The organism is Microbacterium sp. A93, from assembly GCF_051842835.1.
This window is the reverse complement of sequence record NZ_JBPXMT010000006.1, coordinates 96,578-122,307: the sequence shown is the minus strand read 5'-3', so window position 1 is coordinate 122,307 and position 25,730 is coordinate 96,578. Positions and strand designations below refer to the sequence as shown.

The 25,730-nt window shown below is 66.6% G+C and carries 25 protein-coding genes, 1 pseudogene and 1 riboswitch; of the genes and pseudogenes, 11 read left to right on the top strand and 15 right to left on the bottom strand.

Translation table 11 applies throughout. The features are described from left to right. Positions 1–16: 16 nt before the first annotated feature. From ACSU1G_RS16240 to ACSU1G_RS16195, 10 genes are all read right to left on the bottom strand, one after another. The gene (locus ACSU1G_RS16240) at positions 17–1,447 is read right to left on the bottom strand and encodes a hypothetical protein (protein WP_439281007.1); all 1,431 of its coding nucleotides are present in this window, start codon (positions 1,445–1,447) and stop codon (positions 17–19) included. 1 nt (position 1,448) lies between these two features. Further along, a complete protein-coding gene (locus ACSU1G_RS16235; RefSeq protein ID WP_439281006.1) occupies positions 1,449–2,825 on the bottom strand; it encodes a hypothetical protein in 1,377 nt (458 codons plus the stop codon). A gap of 3 nt (positions 2,826–2,828) precedes the next feature. Next, a complete protein-coding gene (locus ACSU1G_RS16230; RefSeq protein WP_439281005.1) occupies positions 2,829–3,353 on the bottom strand; it encodes a DUF6507 family protein in 525 nt (174 codons plus the stop codon). 273 nt (positions 3,354–3,626) lie between these two features. After that, a complete protein-coding gene (gene tsaD, locus ACSU1G_RS16225; protein ID WP_439281004.1) occupies positions 3,627–4,784 on the bottom strand; it encodes a tRNA (adenosine(37)-N6)-threonylcarbamoyltransferase complex transferase subunit TsaD in 1,158 nt (385 codons plus the stop codon). A gap of 20 nt (positions 4,785–4,804) precedes the next feature. Beyond that, positions 4,805–5,683: an ABC transporter ATP-binding protein gene (locus ACSU1G_RS16220; protein WP_439281003.1), complete on the bottom strand. Its 879-nt coding sequence runs from the start codon at positions 5,681–5,683 to the stop codon at positions 4,805–4,807. Further along, positions 5,680–6,504, bottom strand: a complete 825-nt coding sequence (locus tag ACSU1G_RS16215; RefSeq protein WP_439281002.1) for an ABC transporter ATP-binding protein — start codon at positions 6,502–6,504, stop codon at positions 5,680–5,682. The genes ACSU1G_RS16220 and ACSU1G_RS16215 overlap by 4 nt, the downstream gene beginning before the upstream one ends. After that, a complete protein-coding gene (locus ACSU1G_RS16210; RefSeq protein WP_439281001.1) occupies positions 6,504–7,391 on the bottom strand; it encodes an ABC transporter permease in 888 nt (295 codons plus the stop codon). The genes ACSU1G_RS16215 and ACSU1G_RS16210 overlap by 1 nt, the downstream gene beginning before the upstream one ends. Positions 7,392–7,398: 7 nt before the next feature. Next, positions 7,399–8,316: an ABC transporter permease gene (locus ACSU1G_RS16205; RefSeq protein WP_439281000.1), complete on the bottom strand. Its 918-nt coding sequence runs from the start codon at positions 8,314–8,316 to the stop codon at positions 7,399–7,401. A 192-nt stretch (positions 8,317–8,508) separates the two neighbouring features. Beyond that, positions 8,509–10,029 (bottom strand): ABC transporter substrate-binding protein, encoded by a 1,521-nt coding sequence (locus ACSU1G_RS16200; protein ID WP_439280999.1) that lies wholly within the window; start codon positions 10,027–10,029, stop codon positions 8,509–8,511. Positions 10,030–10,082: 53 nt separating this feature from the next. After that, entirely contained in the window at positions 10,083–11,432 is a 1,350-nt protein-coding gene (locus ACSU1G_RS16195) for an NtaA/DmoA family FMN-dependent monooxygenase (protein WP_439280998.1), read from the bottom strand. A gap of 341 nt (positions 11,433–11,773) precedes the next feature. On the opposite strand from ACSU1G_RS16195, the gene ACSU1G_RS16190 reads away from it, so the two are divergent. Genes ACSU1G_RS16190 through ACSU1G_RS16180 form a run of 3 tightly spaced genes read left to right on the top strand, consistent with a single transcriptional unit; the run spans position 11,774 to position 14,907 of the window. After that, complete coding sequence (locus ACSU1G_RS16190; RefSeq protein WP_439280997.1) at positions 11,774–12,502, top strand: alpha/beta hydrolase; 729 nt, start codon at positions 11,774–11,776, stop codon at positions 12,500–12,502. Beyond that, on the top strand, positions 12,499–13,806 hold the full coding sequence (locus tag ACSU1G_RS16185; RefSeq protein WP_439280996.1) for an O-acetylhomoserine aminocarboxypropyltransferase/cysteine synthase family protein: 1,308 nt from the start codon (positions 12,499–12,501) through the stop codon (positions 13,804–13,806). Before ACSU1G_RS16190 ends, ACSU1G_RS16185 begins: the two co-directional genes overlap by 4 nt. A 60-nt stretch (positions 13,807–13,866) precedes the next feature. Then, positions 13,867–14,907: an LLM class flavin-dependent oxidoreductase gene (locus tag ACSU1G_RS16180; protein WP_439280995.1), complete on the top strand. Its 1,041-nt coding sequence runs from the start codon at positions 13,867–13,869 to the stop codon at positions 14,905–14,907. A gap of 23 nt (positions 14,908–14,930) precedes the next feature. Here the strand turns inward: ACSU1G_RS16180 and ACSU1G_RS16175 are convergent, their stop codons facing one another. Then, positions 14,931–16,286 carry a GntR family transcriptional regulator gene (locus tag ACSU1G_RS16175; protein WP_439280994.1) on the bottom strand — a complete coding sequence of 452 codons (1,356 nt, stop codon included), beginning with the start codon at positions 16,284–16,286 and terminating at the stop codon, positions 14,931–14,933. 377 nt (positions 16,287–16,663) lie between these two features. Then, positions 16,664–16,786: riboswitch (SAM riboswitch) on the top strand. Between the two features lie 12 nt (positions 16,787–16,798). Here ACSU1G_RS16175 and ACSU1G_RS16170 point away from each other — a divergent pair. After that, positions 16,799–18,028, top strand: a complete 1,230-nt coding sequence (locus ACSU1G_RS16170) for a cobalamin-independent methionine synthase II family protein (protein WP_439280993.1) — start codon at positions 16,799–16,801, stop codon at positions 18,026–18,028. A 57-nt stretch (positions 18,029–18,085) separates the two neighbouring features. Here ACSU1G_RS16170 and ACSU1G_RS16165 read toward each other — a convergent pair whose 3' ends face one another. Both ACSU1G_RS16165 and ACSU1G_RS16160 read right to left on the bottom strand, forming a co-directional pair. Then, a complete protein-coding gene (locus ACSU1G_RS16165; RefSeq protein ID WP_439280992.1) occupies positions 18,086–18,511 on the bottom strand; it encodes a hypothetical protein in 426 nt (141 codons plus the stop codon). Between the two features lie 94 nt (positions 18,512–18,605). Beyond that, the gene (locus tag ACSU1G_RS16160; protein WP_439280991.1) at positions 18,606–18,821 is read right to left on the bottom strand and encodes a hypothetical protein; all 216 of its coding nucleotides are present in this window, start codon (positions 18,819–18,821) and stop codon (positions 18,606–18,608) included. Between the two features lie 81 nt (positions 18,822–18,902). On the opposite strand from ACSU1G_RS16160, the pseudogene ACSU1G_RS16155 reads away from it, so the two are divergent. Beyond that, positions 18,903–19,225: pseudogene (locus tag ACSU1G_RS16155) on the top strand (IS3 family transposase); the annotation flags it as partial. Between the two features lie 60 nt (positions 19,226–19,285). Beyond that, positions 19,286–19,861: a transposase gene (locus ACSU1G_RS16150; protein ID WP_439280990.1), complete on the top strand. Its 576-nt coding sequence runs from the start codon at positions 19,286–19,288 to the stop codon at positions 19,859–19,861. A 72-nt stretch (positions 19,862–19,933) separates the two neighbouring features. Here the strand turns inward: ACSU1G_RS16150 and ACSU1G_RS16145 are convergent, their stop codons facing one another. Continuing rightward, on the bottom strand, positions 19,934–21,625 hold the full coding sequence (locus ACSU1G_RS16145) for a sensor histidine kinase (RefSeq protein WP_439280989.1): 1,692 nt from the start codon (positions 21,623–21,625) through the stop codon (positions 19,934–19,936). Between the two features lie 86 nt (positions 21,626–21,711). Here ACSU1G_RS16145 and ACSU1G_RS16140 point away from each other — a divergent pair, with 86 nt between their 5' ends. Then, a complete protein-coding gene (locus ACSU1G_RS16140) occupies positions 21,712–22,590 on the top strand; it encodes a response regulator transcription factor (RefSeq protein WP_439280988.1) in 879 nt (292 codons plus the stop codon). 20 nt (positions 22,591–22,610) lie between these two features. On the opposite strand, the gene ACSU1G_RS16135 is transcribed toward ACSU1G_RS16140, so the two are convergent. Next, positions 22,611–23,003, bottom strand: a complete 393-nt coding sequence (locus tag ACSU1G_RS16135; protein WP_439280987.1) for an Hpt domain-containing protein — start codon at positions 23,001–23,003, stop codon at positions 22,611–22,613. Positions 23,004–23,324: 321 nt separating this feature from the next. Between ACSU1G_RS16135 and ACSU1G_RS16130 the strand changes: the two genes are divergently transcribed. The 4 genes from ACSU1G_RS16130 (at position 23,325) to ACSU1G_RS16115 (ending at position 25,720) form a co-directional block, all read left to right on the top strand. Then, the gene (locus tag ACSU1G_RS16130) at positions 23,325–23,858 is read left to right on the top strand and encodes an alternate-type signal peptide domain-containing protein (protein ID WP_439280986.1); all 534 of its coding nucleotides are present in this window, start codon (positions 23,325–23,327) and stop codon (positions 23,856–23,858) included. Between the two features lie 95 nt (positions 23,859–23,953). Next, on the top strand, positions 23,954–24,544 hold the full coding sequence (locus ACSU1G_RS16125) for a hypothetical protein (protein ID WP_439280985.1): 591 nt from the start codon (positions 23,954–23,956) through the stop codon (positions 24,542–24,544). Next, entirely contained in the window at positions 24,528–25,169 is a 642-nt protein-coding gene (locus tag ACSU1G_RS16120) for a signal peptidase I (protein ID WP_439280984.1), read from the top strand. Before ACSU1G_RS16125 ends, ACSU1G_RS16120 begins: the two co-directional genes overlap by 17 nt. Further along, positions 25,166–25,720, top strand: a complete 555-nt coding sequence (locus tag ACSU1G_RS16115) for a SipW-dependent-type signal peptide-containing protein (RefSeq protein WP_439280983.1) — start codon at positions 25,166–25,168, stop codon at positions 25,718–25,720. The genes ACSU1G_RS16120 and ACSU1G_RS16115 overlap by 4 nt, the downstream gene beginning before the upstream one ends. The last annotated feature ends 10 nt before the right edge of the window (positions 25,721–25,730 follow it).

Sequence of the window (25,730 nt, the reverse complement as noted above, 5' to 3'; positions counted from 1 at the left end):
TGACGTGTCTCGGCCTCTACCGTGGCGGCCGTGGCCTGGCTCCCGAGGGGTGTTTGGGAGACGGGGTGAGACGGTTCAACAGGGTCACCAACAGGCTCGAGGTCTGGGCGGGGACCAGTCGAACCGACGGCCCCTGGCCCACCTCATCGTGGGTATCACCGTGAGCGCCGCTGGCTTCGCCGGCCGGTCGGGTCAGCACCTGATTACCGTGCCGGCCGGCGTTCAGGGCGATGAACGTGGTCACCTCCGGGTCCGAATCCCCGGTGGCGGCCCTGGTCTCGGTCTCCAGCCCCCACAGCAGCCATTCGGCGTCCCAGAGGTCCTCCCAACGGGGATCCCCGGCAAGGTCTTCCGGCACGGCCGTGGACGGCATGAGGCTGCGCTGTACCAACAGGTCCCGCGGGACGGTGTCCACCGTCAGCCTGCGGGAGTCCGAGGGGCCCAGGGCTGCCGCACGTAGGACCAGCTCGGCGGACCGCTCCACCGGGAAGAGTCCGAGCAGTGCCTCGTCCGGCAGGCCCTTCATCGGCCGGGCCCACGCGATGGCGACCACCACTCCCCCGGCGCTGTGGAGCTCCAGAGTGTGGTGACGGCCGTGCCTGCTGGTGACGGTCAGCTTCGAGACCCGTTCCGCGTTCTGCAGGATGGTTGCGGCCACGGTGGCCCGGTCCGTCAGACGTCGGGTGCCGGCGTCCGCGAAGCCGGCCTCCATCAGCGGCCGGGCCGCCTCGTCCTGGAGCGCCCCCCAGGCCGCGTCCGGCCGGTGGCTGCGGAGGAATTCGACGGCGGCCGGGGTCAGCTCGGACATCGGGGCCCCCTGCCAGGCCCCCGCGGTGGTGAGGCGCTCCGGGAATGGGGCGCGGCCGTCGTCGGGGGTCCTCCGCTCCACCTCCACCACGGACCGCGCCGAGGGGTGGCCCGGCGTCAGGGCGGGGGCCCAGCTGGTGGGCACCGCCCCGGCCATCGAGTCCAGCGGCATCTCCAGCAGGGACAGGTCGGCCACCCCGCAGACGGCCGTGACGTCAAGGTCCGGAGCGCTGGTCTGGGGGTCGAAGCCCTCCGGTACCCCGGACAGGGCGGACCACAGGAGCCAGCGGGTCTCCGCCGCGGGCCGGCCGGTCAGCGACGGCACCAGACGGAGGAAGCGCAGCCCGAACCAGTCCCCGCCGGACCAACGATCCATCCCCACGGGCACCCCGCGGGCCGGGTCAGGGCCGTCGGGGGCTCCGAAGCGGGGCGAATCCGGCGAGGAGTCCGTCCGCGGGTCATGCACGTCGGTGCCCTCGGGCAGGTCCGCGTTCGTGTTCCAGCGGCGGACGGTGAACACGGGACTGATCCGGTCCTGGCCGGGTAGCGGCATCATCAGCAGGTCGGCGCCAGGCAGGAACCCGGGCGACCAGCCGGCCGGAACGGGAAGCGTGGGGGTCAGGGCAGGGGGTGCGTTCATATCAGTCCGTCTCGAATTCGCCGGTCACCGGATCGTAGCGGTCCTGCATCTCGTCCAGGTCCCACGTCTCATCTCCGGCCGTGTTCAGGATGAACTCCGTGATACCGGTGGCCACGTACGTGACCGCGAAACCCAACACCATTCCACCCGGGCCCAGCACCGCGGTGAGCACTGCGGCCCCGGCACCCGTGGCGATCTGGACCCCGTCCATGATCAGCGTCTCGTTGGTGTACTTCTGGACGATCGCGTCGTAGTCCTCCTCCGAGAGCATCGGGGCGGCCATGGAGAGGTTCTCCCGGAAGCGTTTGATGCTCACCCCGGTGCCGATCAACTGGACGATCGCCGTGGCCCAGCCGCCGATCACCCCCTTGCCGAGGGTGCTGTCGGTGAGACCGCCGATCCGGTTCAACCCGAACTTGGTCGCCAGCTCGGCCACCGTCTGGGTACCCTCGCCACCGAAGGACAGGTCCACCTGCCGCCAGTCCGTGTCCTCGTTCATGACGGCCAGGACGGCGGCGTTGAAGTTCGGGTCCATGGGGGACCCGGTGCGGACCAGTTCCCCGTTGGGGCCGTAGGACCACCGCACCCCGTTGGTGTCCACGTAGTCGAACGGCAGATCCCCCTGCTGGGCGAAGACCTCCTGGGCGATCTTGAGGTAGTCCTCATCCGAGAGGTCCGCCTCCCCGAAGATGTGGCTGCCCTTCAGCGCCTCGGCCAGTTCCTCCGGTGTCTCGTACTGGGTCAGTGCCTCGGGCCGGTGGGAGAACTCCATCTTCCCCAGCTCCGCCATGTCGATGCCCTCGATGGTGCTGGCCAGCTCCCGCCGGGCGGTGTTGAGGTGGTCGATGACCCAGACGGGCCCGTTGGCCTCCTTGCCGTCCCGCTCGGTGCGCATGGCGTTGTGCTTGTCCGTGTAGCTCATGCCGTACTTGGTCATGAACTCCTCGTCGCTCAGGGTCGTGTGGTGCCGCTCGACCCTGTCGTGCTTCTCCATCCATCCCGTGGCCCAGGTGTCGTAGTCCCGCTTGATGTCGTCGAAGTCCTGGGCCCAGGCCTTGTAGACCTGGACGGCGCCGGAGAAGACCGACCCCGCGTTCTTGATGGCCTGCAGCTTCTCCGCCACCGGGGTCATGGCCGCGAAGACGGCGTCCTGGTCGGCCCCGCCGTAGACGTCGCGGAACTCATTCCACTTCGTGACCGCCTGCATGAAGTGGGTGAAGGTCTCCTGGCAGTTCTCCGCCAGGTTCTCGGCACCGTTGACCATGGAGGTGAGGTTCGGGGTGTCGATCGCCCACGCACACACCCCGTCCCAGTGCAGGGACGTGTGGTTCTCCTGGGAGACGTCCATGACCCATTCCACGTGGTCGAACTTGGTCATGGCTCAGTCCTGGCTTCCGTAGGCGGCTTCGTAGGGGTTCTGGATGTAGTGCTGGTCCCCCAACGGGTCGTTCGGGTCCGGGTAGCTCGGCATGGGCGAGGGCGTCGGCTCCCCTGATCCGGAGTCGGAGGGGTCCGAGGGGGTCGCGTAACCGCTGGTGGAGCTACCGTCGGCGGAGCGGTACTCCGGGAAGTCGGAGCTGGCGTCCGAGGCCGTATAGGCCATGGCGGCATCACCCGAGGCGTAGTAGTCGACCGCCTCCTCCATCGCGTTGATGCAGTTCTTGAGTTCCCTGAGCATGGAATCGTAGGTGGGCTCCAGCTTGTCCTCCAGGAAGCTGTAGAACTGGGTGTCCACCTTCTCGGCGTCGTTCTTGGTGTTCGCGCTCTCCTGTGCCGCGTAGGTGTGGCGGTCCACCATCCACAGGTCGTTGTCGACCCATTGGAAGTCGTTGGTGGCCTCCGCGATCTCGCGCAGCTCGCTGATGACTCGCTGGCACCCGGCGATGTCGATCCAGTATGTGGTCAAGGTCTTCCCTTCACGCAGGGGTCCCCGTGACCCACCGGGGACAGCCTAGGGTCCCCGTCCGGTCGCCGCGATGGGGAGGACTCCCCATCGCGGTGCCACGGTTCGACCTGCTTCCAGAGGGCCAGCCAAGGACGGCGGCAGTTGGTCGCCAGCAGCTGCGCATAGTGCACGGCCATGCCGGTCACGGCCGCTTCTGACGTGACGATCACGGCCGCAGTTGATGTCGGGAATCGCCGAAGTGATCGACAGTTACCGGTGCCGTGATCGGACTGCTCAGGCCGGCAGCGAGATCCGCTCCACCGGCTGCCCCGGGTCCGCGGCGAAGTCGAGCCCGCTCGGCGCCACGCCGTCCGCCACCAGCTGGGCTCCCAGAGCCGCGACCATGGCCCCGTTGTCCGTGCACAGCCTCACCGGGGGCACGGTCAGCCCGATCCCGGCCGCCTCGCAGCGTTCGGCCAGCAGCGAGCGCAGCCGCGAGTTGGCGGCCACGCCCCCGCCGAGCATCAGGTGCCGGATCCCGTGCTCCACGCAGGCACGCACGGCCTTGGTGGTGATCACGTCCGCGACCGCCTCCTGGAAGGAGGCGGCGATGTCCGCCGTCGGGATCTCGGCGTCCGGGACCCCGGCGGCCTCGAATTGCTCCACGCAGCGGGCCACCGCAGTCTTCAGCCCGGAGAAGGACCAGTCGTGGCGGTGCTTGCCGGGCTCCTCGGCCGTGCCGACGAACTTGGGTGCGCTCAGTCCGCGCGGAAAGCGGAAGGCCTTCGGATCCCCCAGCTGGGCCAGCCGGTCGATCACCGGCCCGCCGGGATATCCCGCGCCGAGCAGCCGGGCGACCTTGTCATAGGCCTCACCCGCGGCGTCGTCGATGGTGGAACCCAGCAGCCTCACGTCCGAGGTGAGGCGGTTGACCTGCAGGATCTCGGTGTGCCCGCCGGAGACGAGCAAGGCCCCGAGATGCTCGGGCAGGAGGGTTCCGGCTCCGCCGGGATGCACGACGCCGGTCGGCCGGGCGACGCTCCCGGCGTGCGGTTCCGTGTCACGCACCCCGTCCAGCACGCCGACTCCGACGTGGGCGACCAGGTGGTTGAGGCCGTAGAGGGGCTTACCCGTGGCCAGGGCCAGGGCCTTGGCACCGGCCACCCCGACCATGAGCGCGCCAGCGAGGCCGGGCCCGGAGGTCACGGCGATCGCGTCGAGCTCGGCCAGGGTGACGCCCGCGGTGTCCAGGGCCTGCTGCAGGGTGGGGATGAACTCCTCGAGGTGGGCGCGGGCCGCGATCTCGGGGATGACCCCGCCGAAGCGCACGTGCTCCTCCATGGAGGACGCCACCGCGTTGGCCAGCAGCTGCGTGCCGCGCACGATCCCGAAGCCGGTCTCGTCGCAGGAGGATTCGATGCCGAGGACGAGCGGTGCGGAGGGCGAGGACATGGTGACCAGTCTAGGATCCGCTACGAGACCTGCTGCAACGTATCCGGTGGGGATGTCTCGGTGGGTTCCAGCTCGAACCGCAGCTGGGACTTCTCCGCTGCAGTCAACGAGGCACGCGTCGTCAGCGTGGGCGCAGACCCGACCAGCAATCTGGTGTAGGGGTGCTGAGGTGCACCGATGATCTGTCTCGTCGGGCCTTCCTCGACGATTTCTCCACGGTAGAGCACGATGGTTCTGTCGGTGATGCCTGCGACGGATCCCAGGTCATGCGAGATGAAGATCAGTGCGATCCCCCTGCTGCGCAGTTTCTCCAGGAGTTGAAGCACCTGGACACGATTCGCCGCGTCGAGCGCGCTGACCGGCTCATCGAGAATCAACAGCTCCGGCTCGGTGATCAGCCCGCGCGCGACGGACACCCGCTGGCGCTGGCCCCCGGAGAGCTCGGCGGGATACCGGTCCAGCAAGGCGGTATCGAGATTGACGTCGATGGCCAGTTCTGCAGTGCGTCGCTGGATCTCCGCCCGTGACAGCGTCCCCCGTAGCCTGAGTGGCTCGGACAGTGACCAACCGGCGGTCTGGTCTGGGTCCAGGCTGCGCAGGGGATCCTGGAAGACGTACTGCACAGCCCCGGTTCTCCGGAATGTTGACCACTGCCGTGCGTTGTAACCACTCAGCGCCTGATCTCCGAAACGCACGGTGCCCCGGCTGGTCCCGGCGATGCCGAGAATGGTGCGTGCCAGGGTCGTCTTCCCCGATCCGCTCTCGCCGATCACCCCCACCGATTCCCCGCGGTTCACGGCGAAGGTGATGTTCTTGAGGATGTGGCGCCGTTGGCCCAGGCTCCCGAGGTGAACGTCCACGTCATCGACATGGAGCAGCGGTGCAGACTTCTCACTCATCCGTGGCCTCCTGAGGGAATCAAGAACTTCTCGATGCCGTACTTCTGGTGTTCATCGACCAATAACCGGGTGTACTCGTGGCGCGGCCGCAGGATGATCTCGTCCACGCTGCCGTGATCCACGATCTCCCCGTGGCGCAGAACCACGACCCGGTCGCACAGTTGTGCCACCACGGCCAGATCGTGTGAGACGACGACCAGGGCGAGCTCCCGACGCTGGTTCAGTTCGAGGAACAGATCCAGGATCTCCGCCTGCACGGTGACGTCCAAGGCGGTCGTGGCCTCATCCGCAATGAGCACCTCCGGGTCCAGGGCCAACGCCCCGGCGATCAGGACCCGTTGCAGCATCCCCCCGGACAGCTCATGGGCGTAGCGCTGGTACACATCGTCAGGATCCGGCAGGTGCACTTCACGGAAGAGATGGAGCACCCTGTCACGCGCCTCCCGCCGCTTCATCCCGAGCCGCACCCGCAGCGGTTCGGCGATCAGTGACCCCACCCGGATGGAAGGGTTCAGGTACGAGCCGGGGTCCTGGAAGACCGCGCCGATGCGCACGCCACGGACCTCGAGCCAGTCCTGTGCTGACCGCCCGGGCACACTGTGCCCGAAGACCTCGGCTCTGCCGTCCGTGATCTCGAAGCCTCGAGGAAGAATCCCCAGCAGGGAACGGCACGTGATGGATTTTCCGCTGCCTGACTCACCCACCAGGCCCAGGACCTCGCCCGGTTTCAGGGAGGCCGTGAAGCCCCGCACGATGGATTCCCCGGTGTAGGTGTTGGTAATGGTGACGTTCTCGTACTCCACCAGTGTGTTGGTGCCCATCAGGCACTCACCGCCTCTGACGTCGCGAGTTTCCGTGCTCTGGTCGCTTTCGCCTGACCGCCCGTGCCGAGTGACCCGGGCGCGGCACCGGTGACGTCCCGGAGTCCGTCGGCGATGGCGTTCAGGGCCCACACGGTGCCCATGATCAGGGCAATGGTGAAGAAGGGAGCGTACGGCCGGTAGGACAGGTACCCGAGGTCGGAGGCCAGCACGCCGCCCCAGGTGGGTTCGGGCGGTTGGACGCCGACTCCGATGAACGACAGGCTGGCGATCACCACTAGGCCGGCGCCGAGGGTATTGGCCACTGCCACGCCCAGCGCCGGGATGACCTTGCTGGCGATGTGGTTTCGCACCACCCAGCCCGTGGAGGCCCCGTTGAGTATCGCTGCTTCGACATATTGCGAACTGACCGCTGCCTGGGCGGCAGCGCGGGCCACCCGGTAGAACACCGGCGAGGCCAGGAGTCCGACGGCCAGCATGGCCTGTTGGACGCCGTTGCCGAGCAAGGCCGTCATGGCCACCGCCACCACCAGGAACGGCAGTGCGATCAGGGTGTCGACGACCCGCAGCGTCACCCATTCGAAGACCTTCCCCAGGTAGACGGACAGGATCCCGGGAACGGCGCCCACCACCAAGGCGATCACGGCGACTTCCACGGCCCCCAGAACGCTGATGGGAGCGCCGGCCAGAATGCGGCTGAAGACGTCGCGTCCCATGTAGTCGGTCCCCATCCAGTGCGCCCAGCTCGGGTGCTGCAGGACCTCGGATCCGCGCTCCAACGGGTTGTAGGGAGCCAGCACGGGGCCGAGAAGTGCCAGCGCGAGGATCACGAGCAGGAACACCGCGGCGATCCGGACGCTGAGCAGTTGTGTGAGATGTCGTAGCATGCTCCGTCTACACTCCTCTCTGCGATGCCGGCGTCAGTCGATTCAGCGTGATGTTCACGATGACGTTGAAGACGACGACGAGCACCACCGCCAGGGCGAGGACGCCCTGCACGGCGGGCACGTCACCCCGGATCGCAGATTCACTGGCGAAGAGTCCATAGCCAGCGATCCCGAAGATGGCCTCAGTGACGACGGCCCCGCCGAGGAGGTTGGGGAACTTCAGGCCGAGAATCGCGATGGAGGGGCTGGCCCCGTTGCGCAGCACATGGACGAAGAACGTGCGTCGGGGGCTCAGTCCGCGTACCAGGGCTCCGACTGCGTAGTTCTGCCGTTGGGACTCCACCAATCCGGTGCGCAGCTGTCGAGCGACGTCGGCAATGGTATCGAAGCTCAGTGCGAGCGCGGGCAGTATCAGGTAGCTGAGCCAGGGCCCGAACCCGGCACTCAGCGGAACGTACCCTGCGGCGGGCAGCCAGGCCAGTCCGACCGCGAACACGGCCACGAGACCGATGCCGACGACGAACGGCGGCATCGTGGAGATCAATGTGGTGAAAGCGGTGATTCCCCGGTCAATCCAGGTCCCCTGCAGAATCGCGGCCACGGCACCCAGGATGAACCCGAAGACCACGCCAATCGTGAGGGCAATCCCCGCTACCGACAGGCTCACGACTGCTCGGCCCCACAACAGGTCACCGACGCCCTGGTTGTTGTACCAGCTGGTGCCCAGGTCGCCTTGGAGCAGGTCGGTGAACCAGTTCCAGTATTGGACGAGGAAGGGCTGGTCGAGTCCCCATTCCCGTTCCAGCTGGGCCGCCAACTCGGGTGTCGCCGATTCACCCAGTTGTACGTAGGCGGGGCTCAGCCCGCTGACGTGCCCCAGCAGGAAGGTGAGGAACGTTCCGAGCAGGAAGACCGGGACGAACACGCCGAGTACCTTGCCGGCTCCCCGCACTATTCCTCCGGCTCGGCTGGCCCTCCGTCCTACCGTGGAAGCTTCCGCGGGTGTTCGTGGGGCCGGGTACTCGACCTGAGCGGACGGGCGTTCATCATCCGTTCGCGATTTCTCTGTTGTGGGTAGTGACATGGGTTCCCCGCATCCTTTCTGGCCTGATCGGGGTCAGTTCTCGATGGTGACGCCATCCCAATGGATCTGTCCCGGAACCTGGGGGAGCTCCGAGATCCCTGATTGTCCGAAGATGTTCGGGAGGCTGTAGGTGAAGATCGTCGGGCTGTTGAGCACGCCTGCCTGCGTTGCGGCCTGCAGGTTCTCTTCGTAGTCAGGTGCATCCAGCGGTGTCTCCCGGGCGAGTGCGACGGCTTCGAGGAATTCGTCATTCTCGTAGGCACCCGCCAGGTTCAGCGGGCCGTCCTCTCCGAAATGTGCCGTGAGGGTCTGCACGGGCGATTCGCGACCGGTGGTGCTGTAGGTCGAGATCGGAAGTTCCTTGGCGAAGAACGGCTGCTCCCAGTTCGGGATGATCTGCAGGTTCAGGTTGATTCCGACATCGGCCAACTGCGACTGGATGATCTCGTTGACCGGCTCGTCATCGCGGACTGAGAAGTCGACGGTGACGCCGTTGCTGTACCCGGCGTCCTCCAGAAGCTGTCTGGCCTTCTCGGGGTCATAGGGCCACGGATCCTCCACGGTGGAGCTCCATGCCAGATAGTCGTCCGGAAATGGTTGGGACACGGCTTCGCCGTATCCGAAGGTGATCGAGTCAACGAATTCCTGACGGTCAATCGCGTACCGCGCGGCTTCGAGCACGGCCGGATCATTGAACGGCTCGAGGTTGTGGTTGATCGAGATGTTCGCCGCGTTGAACCCCGGGTGGGTCAACACGTCGATCCCGGCCTGTTCCGCAGCCTGTGCCTGGGCGGGCGGCAGATCAGCGAAGTTGTACGTGCCGGTCTGCAGGGCGGGGACGAGCGATGCGCTGTCGATGCCCCAATGGACCTCGACCCGGTCGATGGTGATCTCGTCGGCATTCCAGTAGTCCGGATTCTTCTCGAAATAGGCGTGCGAGTCCGGCACGATCTCGACGGGGGTGAACGGCCCCGCACCGACCGGCTTCTGTGTCAGGTCGTCAGGGTCGGCCTCCGGTGAGGTGATGAGGGCGACCCGGCGGCCCAACAGCAACGGGATCTGGTGGTCCACCTGGGTGAGGTGGAAGGTGACGTCCAGCTTGTTGTCCGCCGTGATGCGATCGATCGAGCCGAGATCGTTGGCGAGTGCGGAATCGTCCTGGGAGATGGCCCGTTCGACGTACGATTTAATCGCTTCTGCGTCGAGTGGTGAACCGTCCTGAAAGACCAGGCCTTCGCGCAGGGTGAAGGTCACTGCGTCGCCGGCTTCGTTGTACTCCCAGGATTCGGCCAGACCGGGCACGGCTTCACCCTCTTCATTGATCTCCGTCAACGATGCATACGCCAAGGAGAGCTGGTTGAACTGGAAGCCACTGCCCTGGACGACGGGGTCCCAACTCCAAGGACTCGTACTGGGGGCCCACTTCAGCACCTGGCCAGCCCCTGCTTCGTCCCCGCCGCTCGCCGGGCCGGCGCACGCGCTGAGCACCAGCATGGATGCGATGGCCGTAGCGGCGATGAGCCTCCTGGGTGTTCGGCTGGTTCGTGATGGCATGGTCTTCTCTCTTCGGTACGGATCTGTTCGATGCGGATGCTCGGCGTGGGGGACTACGCGCCCTGCTCGACGAGCGACGGTGCCGTGTGGCGATTGGGGATGTAGGGCAGGCCGAGGTTCTGCCGCAGGGTGCTGCCGTCGTACTCCGTGCGGGCCACACCTCGTTCACGCAGCAGCGGAAGCACCTCGTCCGTGAATCGGGTGAATTGCTCGTGGGTGCGGTAGTGGACGTTCAGCCCATCGAGGGCGCCGGTCTCATACCATTCCTGGATGGTGTCGGCCACGGTTTCCGCACTGCCGGTGAACGGCGACTGCTTCGGCGCAGTGAATCTATCGACGACTTGGCGCAGCGTGAGCCCTTCGCTCCGAGCGACGGCTCGAATATTGTCGGACCTCGTCTTGAAGCTGCGGTCGCCCAGATCATCCAGATCGGGGAAGGGCGCATCGAGATCGTACTGGGTGAAATCGTGCCACCCGAAGGACCGACCGAACTGCTTCAGCGTCTTCTCGAAATCGGCGTCCTGGCGATGGTTCGCCGCTTCCCGCTGACGGGCGTCCTCATCGGTGTCCCCCACCACGACCTCTACCCCGGGCATGATCAGGACGTGATCGGGGTTGCGCCCGAAGCGTTCCGCCCGGGCGCGCAGGTCCTCGCGGAAGGCCCGGCCCGCTTCGGCGTTCGACTGGTGGGTGAAGATTCCCTCGCCGACCGCAGCGCCCAGGTCGCGACCCAGGTCTGAGTCGCCGGCCTGGAAGATCACCGGCTGGCCTTGTGCCGATCGGGAGACGTTCAGTGCTCCCTCGAGGTCGAAGTGGGTGCCGCGGTGCTCCACCGCGTGCAGTTTGCTTTGGTCCAGGAAGACCCCGGCGTCCCGGTCTGCGGGAAAAGCATCATCCTCATAGCTGTCCCAGAGCTGCTGGACGAGCCGGACATGCTCCAGGGCGCGGCCGTAGCGGGAGTCATAGTCATAGTGCTCGGCACGTCCGAAGAGACGTGCCGTGCCCTCATCCCCACTGGTCACCACGTTCCAGCCCGCTCGACCGCCGCTGATCAGGTCCAGCGAGGCGAAACGGCGCGCCACGAGGAACGGGTCCTCGAAGGAGGTGGTGATGGTGCCGACCAGTCCGATGCGGCTGGTCCGGGCGGCCAGCGCGGAGAGCAGGGTGAAAGGCTCCAGACGGTTGAGGTAGTGCGGAGGCGAGTCCGGCGTGATGAAGTGGCTGTCCACAATGAACAACAGGTCGAACTTCGCGTGCTCGGCAAGCTTCGCCTGATGGGTGTAGTAGTCGAGACTGATGCTCGCATCCCCGGGGACGCTCTCGTCCTTCCACACGCCATGGTCCCCTGGTCCGCCGGTGCCCTTGGGCACGGCCCCGAGTCGGATGAATCGGCGTTGCGACATCTCAGCTCCTTTCACGTTCGCCGCCATACATTGAACAAGGAGACGAACATATTATTTTGTGTTCATTCGGTTGCTCGGGATGCGAAGCGGTCGAGCAAGCTCTACGCCACCGTTGACGTCGGCGGCGAGCGGTGGGCTGACCTCATAAAAACACAGATGATGACTCCTGCAAGCGCGAAATGACCAAGGAGTGACGAATGGGTCATCGTTCTTCACATGCGGCCGGTTCTGAGCTCCGAGGGGAGGCTGATTGCCCCAGATGACGCGTGGCTATATCGTTTCACCCATATGAATGACACTTTCTATGTTCATATCTAAACGATCAATGTTCAGGAGTACGTATGACGGTCACGCAAACCGCCCGACCCGAGGCCGACGAGTATCTGCCGTCCACACCGCCTCGGGGACTCATCGTCGTGGTGCAGGGGCGTGCTGACGCGGCGCAGTATTACACGCGCTTCGGGCGCCGCCTGGCGGCGGACGGTTACGTAGTGCGCGTGCCGACCCATGCAGCCGGCTCCGCCACCGAAGTGGCAGAGCTGTGGGACAACACCATTGGACCGGAGCGTCCTGACGGTCCTGTCATCGCTGTCACGGTGGATGCCGGAGGCGGATTCCTGGCGCAGACTCTGCGCGCTCGCCTGCTCACCACGCCCCCGGACGGCGTGGTGCTGACCGGACTGGCCCTGGACGATCCCCCACCCGGCGCGGGAACGTCGTCGCCAGCCGACGTCACCGCCCGCAGTGCCTGCCCGGTACATCGCGCCGTGGTGGACCACACGCCCGTCGACGTCCTCTCCGACGCCCACACCGCCACAGTGCTGCCGCGGCACCAGCTGGAAACGCCCACACTCGTGATCCACGGCAGCGCTGATGAGGTCAGCCCGCTGGCGAGACTGCGCGAGACCTGGACAGCAGGGCCGGTGGAGCTGAACGTGGTCTCCGGTGGCCTGCACGATGTGCTCAACGACGTGCACCACCGCAGCGTAGCTGCCCTGATCGTCAGCTTTGCCGAGCGACTTCGCCTCAGCCCCGATGCCGCGGAGATCATCCTCCGAGAGTCGCTGTGATCGGACCATCGTTCGGTTCGAGCACCCGGCAGGTGCGCGCGGGAGACTCGGCTGCCAGGGGGCACCGTCCCGTCGCGGTGCCGATCCACCAAACCGCGGCCTACGAGTTCGACTCCTGGGAGCACGCCCGCGATGTCTTCGCCCTACGCCAGAAGGGAGACATCTACAGCCGCACCGGCAATCCCACGCAGCTGGTGCTGGAGGAACGCCTGACCGCGCTTGACGATGGTGTTGCCGCGCTGGCCACCGGATCCGGTCAAGCGGCCGTCGTCGTCGCCCTGCTGGCGCTCGCCCGCCAGGGTGAACACCTGGTCGCATCCAGCACCTTGTACGGCGGAACCATGGATCTGCTGACGGACACGTTCGCGGATTTCGGCATCGACACCACACTGGTGGATCCTCTGGACCTGGAGGCGTGGCGTGCCGCGATCCGCCCGAACACCAGGGCGTTTTTCGCCGAGAGTTTCGGGAACCCGACCGCGAGCGTACCGGATCTGTGCGGCATAGCTGACATCGCCCACCAGGCCGGTGTGCCTTTCGTCGTGGACAACACGGTGGCCACCCCGGCGCTGCTGCAGGTCAAGGAGCACGGTGCCGACATCGCCGTCTATTCCGCCACCAAGCACTTGGGCGGGCACGGCAGCTCCCTGGCAGGAGCCATCGTGGACCTGGGCACCTTCGACTTCGGAAAGCAGCCGCAGCGATGGCCACAGTTCACCGAGCCGTTCTCCCGCGTCGGCGACGTGGTGCTGTGGGAGCGCTTCGGTCAGGAGAACAGCGCACTGCTGGTGTACGCGCGAACCAAGCTGGTCCACGATCTCGGTCCGAGCCTGTCACCGTTCAACGCCCGGGATATCTTGATGGGAATCGAGACGCTCACCGTCCGACTGGAACGCATTTCCCGGACGACAGCAGCGGTCGTGCACTACTTGGTGCAGCACCCGCGGGTCTCTCGCGTGCACCACCCGCTGGCCGAAGCCGGCGCCGGGCGCGAACGAGCGGAGCACTACCTGAAGCACGGGTGGCCCGGTGTGCTCTCCTTTGACGTCGCCGACGAGGCCGCGGTGCCCGGCGTCGTCGACGGACTTGAGCTGTTCACCCTAGCCGCCAACATCGGCGATGTCCGTTCGCTGGTGATCCACCCCTCAACCACCACGCACTCGCACTTCACTGACGAGCAACTGAACCGCGCGGGATTCTCTCGTTCCACGATTCGGCTGTCGATCGGGTTGGAAGATCACGAGGACCTGTTGGCGGACCTGGACCAGGCGCTGGCCGAGCCTCCCGAACCCCACGGCCGATGACCGATTTCTGATCCTGACACTGCACTGGCCTGACACCATTCCCGAGAAAGGACACAACTCATGCACTTCGGATACTGGACACCGGTCTACGGTGGGTTCCTGCGCAACGTCGGCGATGAGGGCATGCCGGCCACCTGGGAGACCATTCGCTCGCTATCGCTCACCGCGGATCGGCTGGGATACCACACCACGCTGATCCCCGAGCTGTACCTCAACGACCGCAAGGGCATCGAGTCGCCGAGCCTGGAGGCGTGGGCCCTGACCTCGGCAGTGCTGGCGGTGACGGACCGGCTCCGCGTCATGACGGCTATTCGTCCCGGTTATCATCTTCCCGCGGTGGCGGCCAAGCGAATCTCCACCCTGGACTCCATCGCGCCGGGTCGGCTATGCCTCAACGTCGTCGCCGCGTGGTGGGCGGAGGAGGCGAAGCAGTTCGGCGGGACGTTCCCCGCCCACGATGACCGTTATGAGCAAGCCACCGAATTCGTGGAAGCGCTCACCGGGGCCTTGGGAACCAGTCCGTTCAGCTATCACGGGCGGTTCTTCGATCTGGAGGAGACGATCGTGGAGCCGAAGCTGAGCGCCCCGCTAAGTGTCTTCGCCGGTGGTGAGTCCCCCACCGGACGCGAGGCGATCACCACTTTCGCGAACGCCTACGCCATGCACGGCGGCACCGTGGCGGAGATCGCGGAGAAGGTTCGGGACATCAACAGATTGCGCGCGTCCAAGAACCGTCCTGCCTTCCAGGAGTTCGCCATGTCCGCCTACGTCATCGTCCGCGATACAGAAGCCGAGGCACAGCGCGAGCTCAAGCGGATCACGACCGTGGACCCGGGTTCCCCCGGCTACGCCTCCTTCCAGGAGTTCACGGCCAACTCGGCGCTGGACGTAGCGGTGTCCGCCCGGGAGTACGCCGTCGGCACCCGTGGGCTGCGGCCGAATCTGGTGGGAACGGCCGAGCAGGTGGCAGAGAAGATCCGCGCGTACCAGGACGCCGGACTGACCTTGCTGTTGATTCAGTCCTCCCCACTGGAATCTGAGCTGGAGCGCGTCGCACGCGAAGTGTTTCCGCTGGTCGAGCGGGCACCCGCCGCCGTCTGAGGCTGGTCAGGCGGCGGGGCGGCTCAAGGGAAGATCGGAGCGAGGACTCCAGTGCTGGCCGCGGCCACCAGCCCGGCCAGTTCGTCGAGTCGCTGCCGCCGTTCCGGCATCTGCGCGATGGACAGGCGCAGCCGCTGTCGGCGTGGGGAGGCGTCGCCGACGTAGGAGTTCTCGCTGACATCGGTGACGATTCCGTGCCCGCCCAAAGCCAGCGCAGCGGCACGTTCATCGTGGACGTCCGCCCAGAGCGCCCAGCTGCCCGGGCCGCTGTGCACGGTCATCCCCGTGGAAGCGAACGCCTCCAGCGCCTGCTGGCGTCGCAGCGCGTAGCGCTGCCGAGCTGCATCGATCAGCCGCCTGGTGGCCGGCTCGCTCAGCAAGGTGGCCAGTGCGTTCTGCAGCAGGCGGCTGTTGGACGCCACTCCCCCGCTGCGATGGTGGATGGCGGCATCCACCAGGGCGCCGTCTCCGCCGATCACCGAGGTCCGCAGGTCGATGCCGAAGGCCCGGCAGTACTCTTCGACCCGAATCGTCTGGTGGGGCAGATGCCCGCCGAGCGAGCGCACCGGCTCGGGCGAGAGCGGACCCAGAACGTCGTTCTCCACGATGTTGACCGACGTCGAGGCCAGCAGCTCGGCCAGCTCCGCGGCGCGGTCAGCACTGAGCACATGCCGGTCTGAGAACGGCCCCCCGGGCGAGAGCACCAGCGCTGCAGCTCCGGCGTCGACCGCAGCACGCACGGCCGAGGGGTCCGGGCCGTCGTCGTCCACCGGGATCCCGATCACGGTCAGGCCCTGTTCGCGCAACCCGGCCAAAAAGCCGGGAGCCACCGGCTCTTCGCAGGCAACCACGCTGCCCTCGCCCACCGCCGCCCGGGTGGCCAGCCACAATCCCTCGGTACCACCGCCGGCCGTCATCCACCCGGTGGCCTCGAAGGGCCAGTGCCGCGCCACGACCCGATGCAGGTTCGGCACAATGTACTCGCGTCCCCACTCGTTGAAGTGCGGCATGGACAGTGCTGAGAAGACGGCGCCCTCCAAGGACGGCAACAGCTCCGGATCTGGGCTGCAGAACAGGAAATCCACGTCAGACCAGGCCACGGGATCAGCATCGCCGGGGCGTGTGCCAGCCAGCGCTGACACCAGCGTTCCTCCACGTTGCCGGGTATCGACCAACGACTCATCCCGCAGGATCGACCAGGCCTTGGCGACCGTGCCCACGCTGACCGACAACTCCGTGGCCACGGCGCGGACGGTGGGCAGCCTGCTTCCGGGAATCATCTGGCCCGAGGTGATCAGATCTCGAACCTCCGCGGCAATACCCCGCGAGTCACGCGCGCTCAGCAATGTTGCGAGCTCGGCGGCGCTCTTCTCAGCCACGCGGATGGCCTCCATCACCAGTAGCTCTGCCAGTGTGCACCGCAGTGCCCGGCATCGGTGCGGGGATCCAGCAACGCATGTGAATGCCCTCTTCCTGAAGCGACCGGTCCTTCTGACCGTCCAGTCTATGACGCGGCAGGACACCCGGCCGGCGTTGTCATCTTCGCCCCCGGCCCCGTCATCTTCAATGATCGGCTGCCAGTGAGGTCCCGCGGGGAGGTGGCTCCGGCGCCCGAGCCGAATGAGTCGACACGGATGCGTCATGTGACGACGGCAGCAGGCACCGGTTCCGTCCAGATGTCGACGTGTGACGGGACGGAGGACCCGTGGCTCCGCCGGCTCGTAGGGACACCGCCGGCGCTGGTAGTCCTGGTGGTGTCCCATCCGGAGCGACCGAGAGACCTGGCTCGTTGACGTCGCAGCAACCGCCCCCGCCACGGATCTCTTCTGTGATCCGATGCGCATCACGGGAACGGTGCTACTGCCAGGACCGATGGAAAGGTGGCTTTGCCATGTCCTTGAATTCCGATCACATCCGCACGACCCACACGGGATCGCTCCCTCGAACCCCCGAACTCCTCGCTGCCAACGCGGCCCGTGAGGCGGACGGGTTCACCGACGAGTTCCGCGGTCTACTCGAGGCCTCCGTGGTGGACATCGTCCAACGCCAGCAGAAGCTCGGCATCGACATCCCGAACGACGGCGAGTACGGGCACGAGATGTCCCATGACGTGGACTATGGCGCCTGGTGGAATTACTCGTTCTCCCGGCTCGGCGGCTTGCAGCAAGGCGACAAGGACCGCTGGGCCGAGGCGGAGGTCCACCGATCCTCCCCCGGCAACATCGTCCTGACATCCTTTCCGGACCGCCGGGATTGGACGAGGTTCCGCGAGGCCTACAGCGACCCCAACGGTGGCGTGCTCACGGGCCGCAAACCGGTGTCCCAGCCGAAGGTCGTGGCCCCGCTGACCTACACCGGCCACGACCAGGTGCGCTCCGACGTCACCAACCTCCAGGGCGCCCTGACCCGAGCCGGGGTGGAGGAAGGGTTCCTGGCCGCCGTGTCACCCGGCTCCTGTGCCCGCATCGGCAACGAGTACTACCGGACCGAGGAGGAACTCGTGTGGGCCTCGGCGGAGGCCATGCGCGAGGAATACCTGGCCATCGTGGAGGCCGGCCTGACCGTCCAGCTGGACGACCCCTCGTTGGCTGAGAGCTGGGACCAGATCAATCCGGAGCCCTCGCTTCAGGACTACCTGGCGTTCCTGAAGGTCCGCGTCGAAGCCACCAACTGGGCACTGCGCGGCATTCCGCAGGAGAAGATCCGGCTGCACGTGTGCTGGGGATCCTGGCACGGACCGCACACCACGGACATCCCCTTCAAGGACATCGTGGACACCGTTCTGCAGGTCAATGCCGGGGCCTATTCCTTCGAGGCCGGAAACGTCCGGCATGAGCATGAATGGCGGGTGTGGGAGGACACGGTGTTGCCGGAGGGCAAGTCGATCATCCCCGGCGTGGTCTCCCACGCCACCAATGTGGTGGAGCACCCCGAGCTCGTGGCAGACCGCATCGAACGGTTCGCGAAGCTGGTCGGCCGCGATCACGTCATCGCCTCCACCGATTGCGGCCTGGGTGGCAGGGTGCACCCGCAGATCGCCGTCGCCAAGCTCGAATCCCTGGCCGCCGGTGCCGCCCTGGCGACCCGGCGACTGTGGAAGACCGCCACCGTCCTCGTCTGACGTCCAGAGGCGTCCGGACCGTCGCGGAGTAACGCGGCGGTCCGCGCCGGTCGGGCATCAGCTGCGGGGAACGGGATACCAGTCGAGACCGGCGGCCAGCTCACCGGCGCCGAGACCGGAGGCGAGGGCGGCGGCGGAGTCCACGGCCGGCGTCGGGAAGACCAGCTCGCACGCCTCAGCCCAGGTGCCACAGTGCTGCAGCACGCGCCACGGCCCCTCGGCCTCACGCGGGGCCAGGACGGAGCCGACGCTGGCGAGCACCTCGCCCGCACCCAGCTGAACCAGGTCCGCGATCAGCCCGCTGACGCGGACGGTGCCGGAGCCGGTGACCACGGCATCCTCGAGCAGCCCGTGGACGTCCACTCGTACGCCGGCGGGCACCTCGATCAGGCCGCACACCGAGCCGAGGAGGGTGGTGGATTCCGCCGGAGCGCCGTCCAGGACGGTCACTCCACCTCGGGCGTTCTCGGCATTCCTCCACATGCCGTCCACGCTAGGGAGCGCGCCACGCGCCCGCCACCGGTGGAGGTGGGGACCTCTACCCATCGACTGGCCAGGGAATTCGTGGTGGAAGGCGTCAGAAATGAGGGCCGGCGGTCTCCCACCCGCCGGTGCCAGTCCCACCATAGGCACTGACGGCCCAGGATGCATAGTGGCTCAAGGCCACGATCTCGCGGTGCCAGGCGCGGCCGTCCTCACCGTCGTACAACCAGGCCGGTGCGCCCAGTTCCAGTGCGGAGGCGGCCATCTGCGCCTGGGAGACGGTCTCGGCCAGCGAGTACAGCTCGTGCACGCGGCGCCGGTGGCGCTGCGTCCTGCGGGCCGTCCCACCAACACCTCCGAAATCAGGGTGTTGCGACGATCGGTTGAATTCGCCCAATACACATCCATCCGCTACGGCGAACGCCTCGCTGAGATCGGGGCGGTGCCCTCGATCGGCACCGTCGGCGACAGCTATGACAGTGCCCTGGCCGAGACGGTGAACGGTTACTACAGGGCCGAACTGATCCGTGGTCCGGCCCGTGAAGGACGGCCCTGGAAACTGTCGAGGACATCGAGCTCGCCACCCTCAGCTGGGTCCACTGGCACAGCAACACCCGCCTGCACGGCTACCTAGATGACGTGCCCCCAGCAGAGTTCGAGGAAACGCTCTACGCTACAAACCGGACCGACCAGACCTTGGTTGGAATCCAATAGAACGAGTCTCCATCAGACCCAGGGCGATTCACCGACTTCAAGGGCCCCTACAGCTGCCAGGTGTTCAAGGTGTACTCGGTGATCGACATCTTCTCCCGCAAGATGGTGGGCTACCGGGTCGAGGACCGCGAGGCCGATGTGCTGGCCGTGGACATGTTCGCTGCGGCCTTCGCTGCCGCCGGCACCGCCCCGGACTACCTCCACGCCGACAACGGGGCTGCGATGCGCTCAAACGCCCTGGCAGGTCATATGGCCGGCCACGGTGTTCAGCTCACCCACAACCGACCCTACGTCTCCAACGACAACCCGTACTCCGAATCGGAGTTCCGAACTCTGAAGACCCGGCCGAACTACACCAAGGTCTTCACCGACCTGCAGGCCGCCCGAGACTACGTCGATGCGCACGTGGTCTGGCACAACACCGCCCACCGGCACAGCGGGATCGCCCTGTTCACCCCGGACCAACTCCACGACGGGACCTGGGTGAAACCTCACCACCGGCGCCAGGGCGCCCAGCAGGACTACTATCGGGCCCACCCCGAGCGCTACCGCCACCGGGCCCCGACCACGCCCCTGCCACCGGCCTGGTCAGGCATCAATCACCCTGGACCGGAACCACACCAACCCGATCACTGACTCCAAACAGGTTGACATCCGCCGGGTCCGGCCGGAACGGGGCCAATTCCTGTTACTCAGTTGGAGTGGGCCTCAGGACGGCGGACCGTCGATCGGGATGCGGACCGTGAAGGTGGACCCCGCACCCTTCTCCGAGTCCACCAGGATCTCCCCGCCATGGGCCCGGACGAAGCCCTGGGTGATGGCCAGCCCCAGGCCGGTGCCGGGGATGGCCGCGTTGCGCACGTGCTCGGTGCGGTAGAAGTTCGTGAACAGTTGGCCGAGCTCGTCCACGCTCATCCCGAACCCGGTGTCCCGGATCGTCAGCTCGGCCCAGTCCCCGCGGCCGTCCACGCCGGGAAGCTGCCGGAGTGAGACGTCGACGGAACCGCCGTCCGGCGTGTACTTGATGGCGTTGGACAGCAGGTTGTCCACCACCTGACCCATCTTGACCGGGTCCACCTCCGCCTCCATCCGGTCCGGGAGGTCAGAGGTCAGACTCAGGCCCGCGTTCCTGGCCTGCACCTGCACGGATTCCACACTGTGCCGGACCAGCCGGGCCAGGTTGGCCTGCTGCACGGTGACGCTGGAGCTGCCGGCGGCGGAGTCCAGCAGGCTCGTGACCAGCCCCAACAGCCGTTCCGCATTGCGCTGGGAGGTGGTCAGGAACTTCCGCACGATGGGGTCCAGGTCCTCTTCCAACGCGATGTCCAGGTAGCCGATGATCGAGGTCAGCGGGGTGCGGAACTCGTGGGAGACCTCGGCCACGAAGTGTTCTCGGGTCTTGATGGCGTCCATGAGGTCGGTGATGTTCTGGAACACCACCACGGTGCCGGCGAAGTGGTCCTGCTCGTCATACATCGGGGAGGCCGAGACGGAGAGGTGTTGCTGTGCGCCGTCCGTGCCGATCGCGATGATCCGGCCGCGGTAGTCCTTGCCCTGCAGCGCCTGGGCCACCGGCCGCTCTTCCGTCGGTATAGGCGTGACGCCGTCCGCCTCGAACAGCAGCAGCTCACCCTCGGAGCCGTCATCTCGGCCGGGCGGCAGGCCGATGAAGTGGGTGCGCCGCTGGGCCTGGTTCATCAGGACGTCATGGCCGTCACCGTCCACCACCAGGATCCCCACGTCCGAGGTCTCCACCACGGCCTGGAGCATCAGGTTCTGTGATTTGGACGTGTCCAGGGAGGCCCCCAGTTCCAGGCGTTGCCGGTCCATGCTCCGGGCCAGGATGCTGGCGGCGGCGCCCAGCGCCAGCATCAGGAACGGCACCATGGTCGGCCTGGCCAGGCTTGATTCGATGAGCTCGTCCGGAAACGGGGACATTCCGGGCAGGTACGGCCACCACGTGACGGCTGCGGTGCCGATGAAGCCGAGAGACAGGGCGAGCGCGGGGTAGATCCCAGACCAAGCCAGCCAGAACACCGGGAACGCCGTGAGCAGGGACATTCCATCCAGCACATACCGGGCTGCGGTCCACAGCGGCGCGATCGCCACGAAGTCCAGCAGCGGGATCACCCAGTAGAGCACGGGTGGCAACCGCTGCCACGGCACCACCCACGCCAGCAGCGTCAGGACCATGATCCCGCCGAAGCCGATGGCCAGGTGCGGCGAGCCAATGGCCACGCCTGGGTCGATCAACAGGACGGCGATGACCACGAGGATGGAGGAGATCGTCAGCGGCAGTTGGGACAGCAGGACGCGACGCCTCAGCGAGAACTGGCCGAAGTGGCGGCGCCCCTCGACCTCATCGGGGGTGGGCATCGTCGTCGGTGTGGAGAGTGACACGGCGTGACTCCGTTTCGTTGCGAGGCATGAGACGCCCCTGCAGACACGATAGCCTTGGGCCAAACAATGCTTTGGGGGTGTTTCGCATGGAGGATCGTCGTGTCGCAGTCGTCGTCGAGGATGACGATGACATCCGCGGGCTCATGGTGGCCCTGCTGGGCCAATCCGGGTTCGAGGTCCATGCGGCGTCCACCGGTACCGAGGGTGTGGAACTCGTCCGTGAGAACGACCCCGCATTGATCACCGTTGACCTCGGCCTGCCGGACATCGATGGCTACGAGGTCACCCGCCGTGTGCGCCGGTTCACCGACGCCTATGTGGTGATGCTGACCGCTCGCACCGAGGAGATCGACACCTTGGTCGGTCTCGACGCCGGTGCAGACGACTACGTCACCAAGCCGTTCCGGCCCCGAGAGATGCGTGCCCGGATCGAGGCCATGATGCGCCGCCCCCGCGCCGGTATGGTCCCGTCTCCCGCCCTGGGAGATGGCACGACGCCGGCCCCGGCACCTTCCGCAGACCGCGGAACGCCGGCGGTCTCAGCGTCAGGCGACGGGCCAGCGTCGGGCCCGGTCTCCGTTCTGGCCACGTCGGGCCCGGTCTCCGTTCTGGCCACAGAGACCGACCTCCGACTGGAACTGGACGGGCTCGTGCTCTTCCCCCGCCTGCACCAGGTGGAGGCTGATGGCCGGGAGATCGCCATGACACCGACCGAGTTCCTGCTGCTGGAGACGCTGATGCGCAGCGGCCGCGTGGTGCGGGCCAAGACGGAGCTGTCCAGGATCATCCGTGGCGACGAGCCGGACAACGGGAGTTTCGTCTCGGCTTCGGACGAACGGACCATCGAGGTGCACCTGGGCAATCTGCGCCGCAAGTTGGGGGACAACCCGAAGTCGCAGCGCTGGGTGCAGACCGTGCGCGGGGTGGGCTACCGCATGGCGGGCACCCCCCAGATGGTCAGTTAGCGTCCGTCAGGTGACTGCCGTCAGGTAGCTGACAGAACCTGGTGGAGGAAGATCCTCAGCTGACGGGCCGTTTCCACGGCCAATCGCCGTAGGCACTCCATGATCTCGGATAGTCGATCCATGGCGGGCCAGCGGACGGGCGTGGGCGGACGGCTGGCGAAGGCCTCCTGGAGGTCGGCGGCCAAACGAGACAAGGCCTCGGCCCCGGCCATGGCCGAAGAGGTCTTCAGAGACAGGACGGCATCCATCCAGTCCTCGTGGTCCCTGGCCGTCAGTGCACGCTGAAGGCGCGCGACGCGCTGGTCCAGCATGGCCTCGTAACGGCGGATGAATCCGCACAACATGTCGGTATCGCCGAGTTGTTCCCCCAACCGGCCCAGCGCATCCGTATCAAGTACCGGTGCAGTGGTCATAGGCCCATGATGGTCTACCCAGCGCAGGAGCACGCCGGCAATTTCCCAAAGCTTTCCCAAAGACCGGCCATGGTCCTGAAACCCTCAAGGAACCCTCAAGGCCGGAGGTAAATCTATGGGAAACCTTGTGCAGATTCTCTGAAAAACCCGAGGTGACGCTTGAGGGCCCGGGCATGGAATGGAGCTATCGGAAACGAGCAACGGTCACGACATCCCCGTCTGGCAGGTTGCTCTGATCTCCGGCAACCGTCTCTCCATCGACGTCGGCGCTGGCATCCCCGCCAGCCCCGGCGAAGATCGTTCTCAGCAAGGGGTTTTGATATGAAGAAGATGACCAAGGGCGCCATCGTGACCGGCCTGGGCGTGGCCCTCCTCCTCGGCGGCGGCGGCACGCTCGCCGTTTGGAACGCGGATCAGGCGTCAAACGCGGGGGCCATCACCGCCGGCGACCTCAATCTCACCGCCCATACCGGCGTGTGGACGTCTGACGTCACCGGACGGATCGATGACGTGAATGCCTACCGTGTGGTTCCGGGCGAGACCCTGACCTACGAGCAGCCGGTCACCGTCGCCCTTGAGGGCGACGGCATGCGGGCCACGCTGTCCGTCAAGGGAGCCGCCGACAACGGATTCGCCGCCACCGACGGTGTCACGGTCTCCGACGTCACCCTCACCAACGAGGACGGTCTCTCTATCTCCGATGAACTGACCCCCGCGGTCGACGGTGCCTTCACGGCCTCCGCCACCTTCGCGTTCGAGAGCTATGAGGGCCAGGGCCGGGCGGGCGTCAACGAGTCCGTCGATCTCTCTGGGATCCACTACGTTCTCGAGCAAGTTGCCCCGACCACCGACTGATCTCCCCCGGGAATCAGACGTCCGTCGGTAATCCCGGAGGGCTTGACCGCCCCGCCCAGCCCCGTCACCACCGTCACGCAACCCAGGAGTTGACCATGCGTCTCCAGAGCATGCTGCAGACCACTGCAGTCTTGGGTGTTGCGGTGGTGGCGGGGCTGTTGGCAGTCACCGGTACCTGGGCTCTCTGGAGCTCGTCTGCCCCTTCCGCAGCCGGCGCCGTCCAGGCCGCGGATTTCCACCTGGAGCTCGACGGGAAGTCGACCACGTCGGGAACCATCCCGCTGACCCCACCCGGCGAGCCGTTGACGCCGAACCAACCGGTCTACTCCTCATTCAGCATCACGAACGCCACCAACGCCAGCGGCGACTTCCGTGTCCGGGTGCAGCTCGGGACTCCTGTGGTCCGATCAGACGACACCGGTCAGGAGGCTCTGGCCGAGCATGTGATCGTCAAGACCATCGTCATGCCGGCGTCCGGCCACTGCGCCGCAACGCCGTATGGCGATGAACCAGCCACCACGGTCGTGGACAAGAACCACTCCACGTGGTTCTGCGTCCAGCACAGTCTTCCGGCTGACGCGCCAGCGGGACTGTCGAACTCACAGGCCACCGTGGACCTTTCGGTGACCGCAACTCAGATCCCGCCCGCCAGCACGTCAGGAGCCCGGCATGACCACACATCCTGACCAGACCCGCCGCAGGGTTCCCCGGTGGTTGCAGTGGATCGGCCAGGGCCTGTCCTTCCTGGTCCTCTGCGTCTCCGCACTGGCGGCGATCATCCTGATCATCATTCCGCTGGTGACCGGTTCGCAGACCTACTCCGTGCTGACCAGCTCCATGGCTCCGTCCTATCCCGCCGGCACCTTCCTCGTAGTCAAGCCCACCGACTTCGATACCCTGCAGACCGGTGACGTGATCACCTTCCAGCTGGAGTCCGGCCGCCCCGACGTCGTCACCCACCGGGTGATCTCCTTCTCCGCCGGCCAGAACGGAGAGCGCCAGCTCATCACCCAGGGGGACAACAACGACCTCGCCGACGAGAACCCCGTCATGGAGATCCAGGTCCGAGGCAAGCTCTTCTATGCGGTCCCGTACGTCGGCTTCCTCGCCAACGCGCTGGGCCAGACCGACCGCAGCGGGATCATCACGGTGCTGGCCGTCGTCCTGATCGGGTGGGGACTGTTCACCATGGTCCGTGGCATCCTCAAGGACCGCCGCGAGGCCCGGGACTGCCGGCCGATCGAGCAGGCCTCCGCGCAGCTGGACGCCGCGCGGGACGCGCAGCACGCGAGGGACAAGGTCCTGACATGAGAGCCGTCCACCGCGCCGCGGGCGTATCCCGCCGGACCTGGCGGGCCGCCGTCGTGCTGTTCCTCGTGGTGTTCCTCGGCGGGATGGGGTTGACCGGCGCGAACGCCTGGTGGTCCCAGCAGGGTTCGGTCCAGACCACGGTCACCACCGGCACGTGGGGACCGGATCCGAGCCCCATACCCACACCCGCACCCACACCCACACCTGAACCCACTGAGCCGACCACTCCCCCAGCCCCGTGGGACTGGGGCCTCACCCTCAGCGAGGGCGACAAGGTGAAGGGTGAGGGGGTCGTCATCCTCGCGTGGACGCCACCGACTGCGGGACGCGTCGTCGTGGAGGTCGACGGTGCGGCGCGGGTAGAGATGCTCAAGGGGAAGGACCAGGCCGAAGTCACCTTGGGCCGCGGGCCCGGTTGCTACCCCCTGACGATCTCCGCCGTGTCAGCTGACGGAACGCCGCAACTACTTTCGGGGGCCGTGACGTTCCATCCGGGCGGCGGCCAGCACGGCACCTTCACGTTCACCGACAAGGTCCCGCTCTGCCGTTGACGCCACCCGC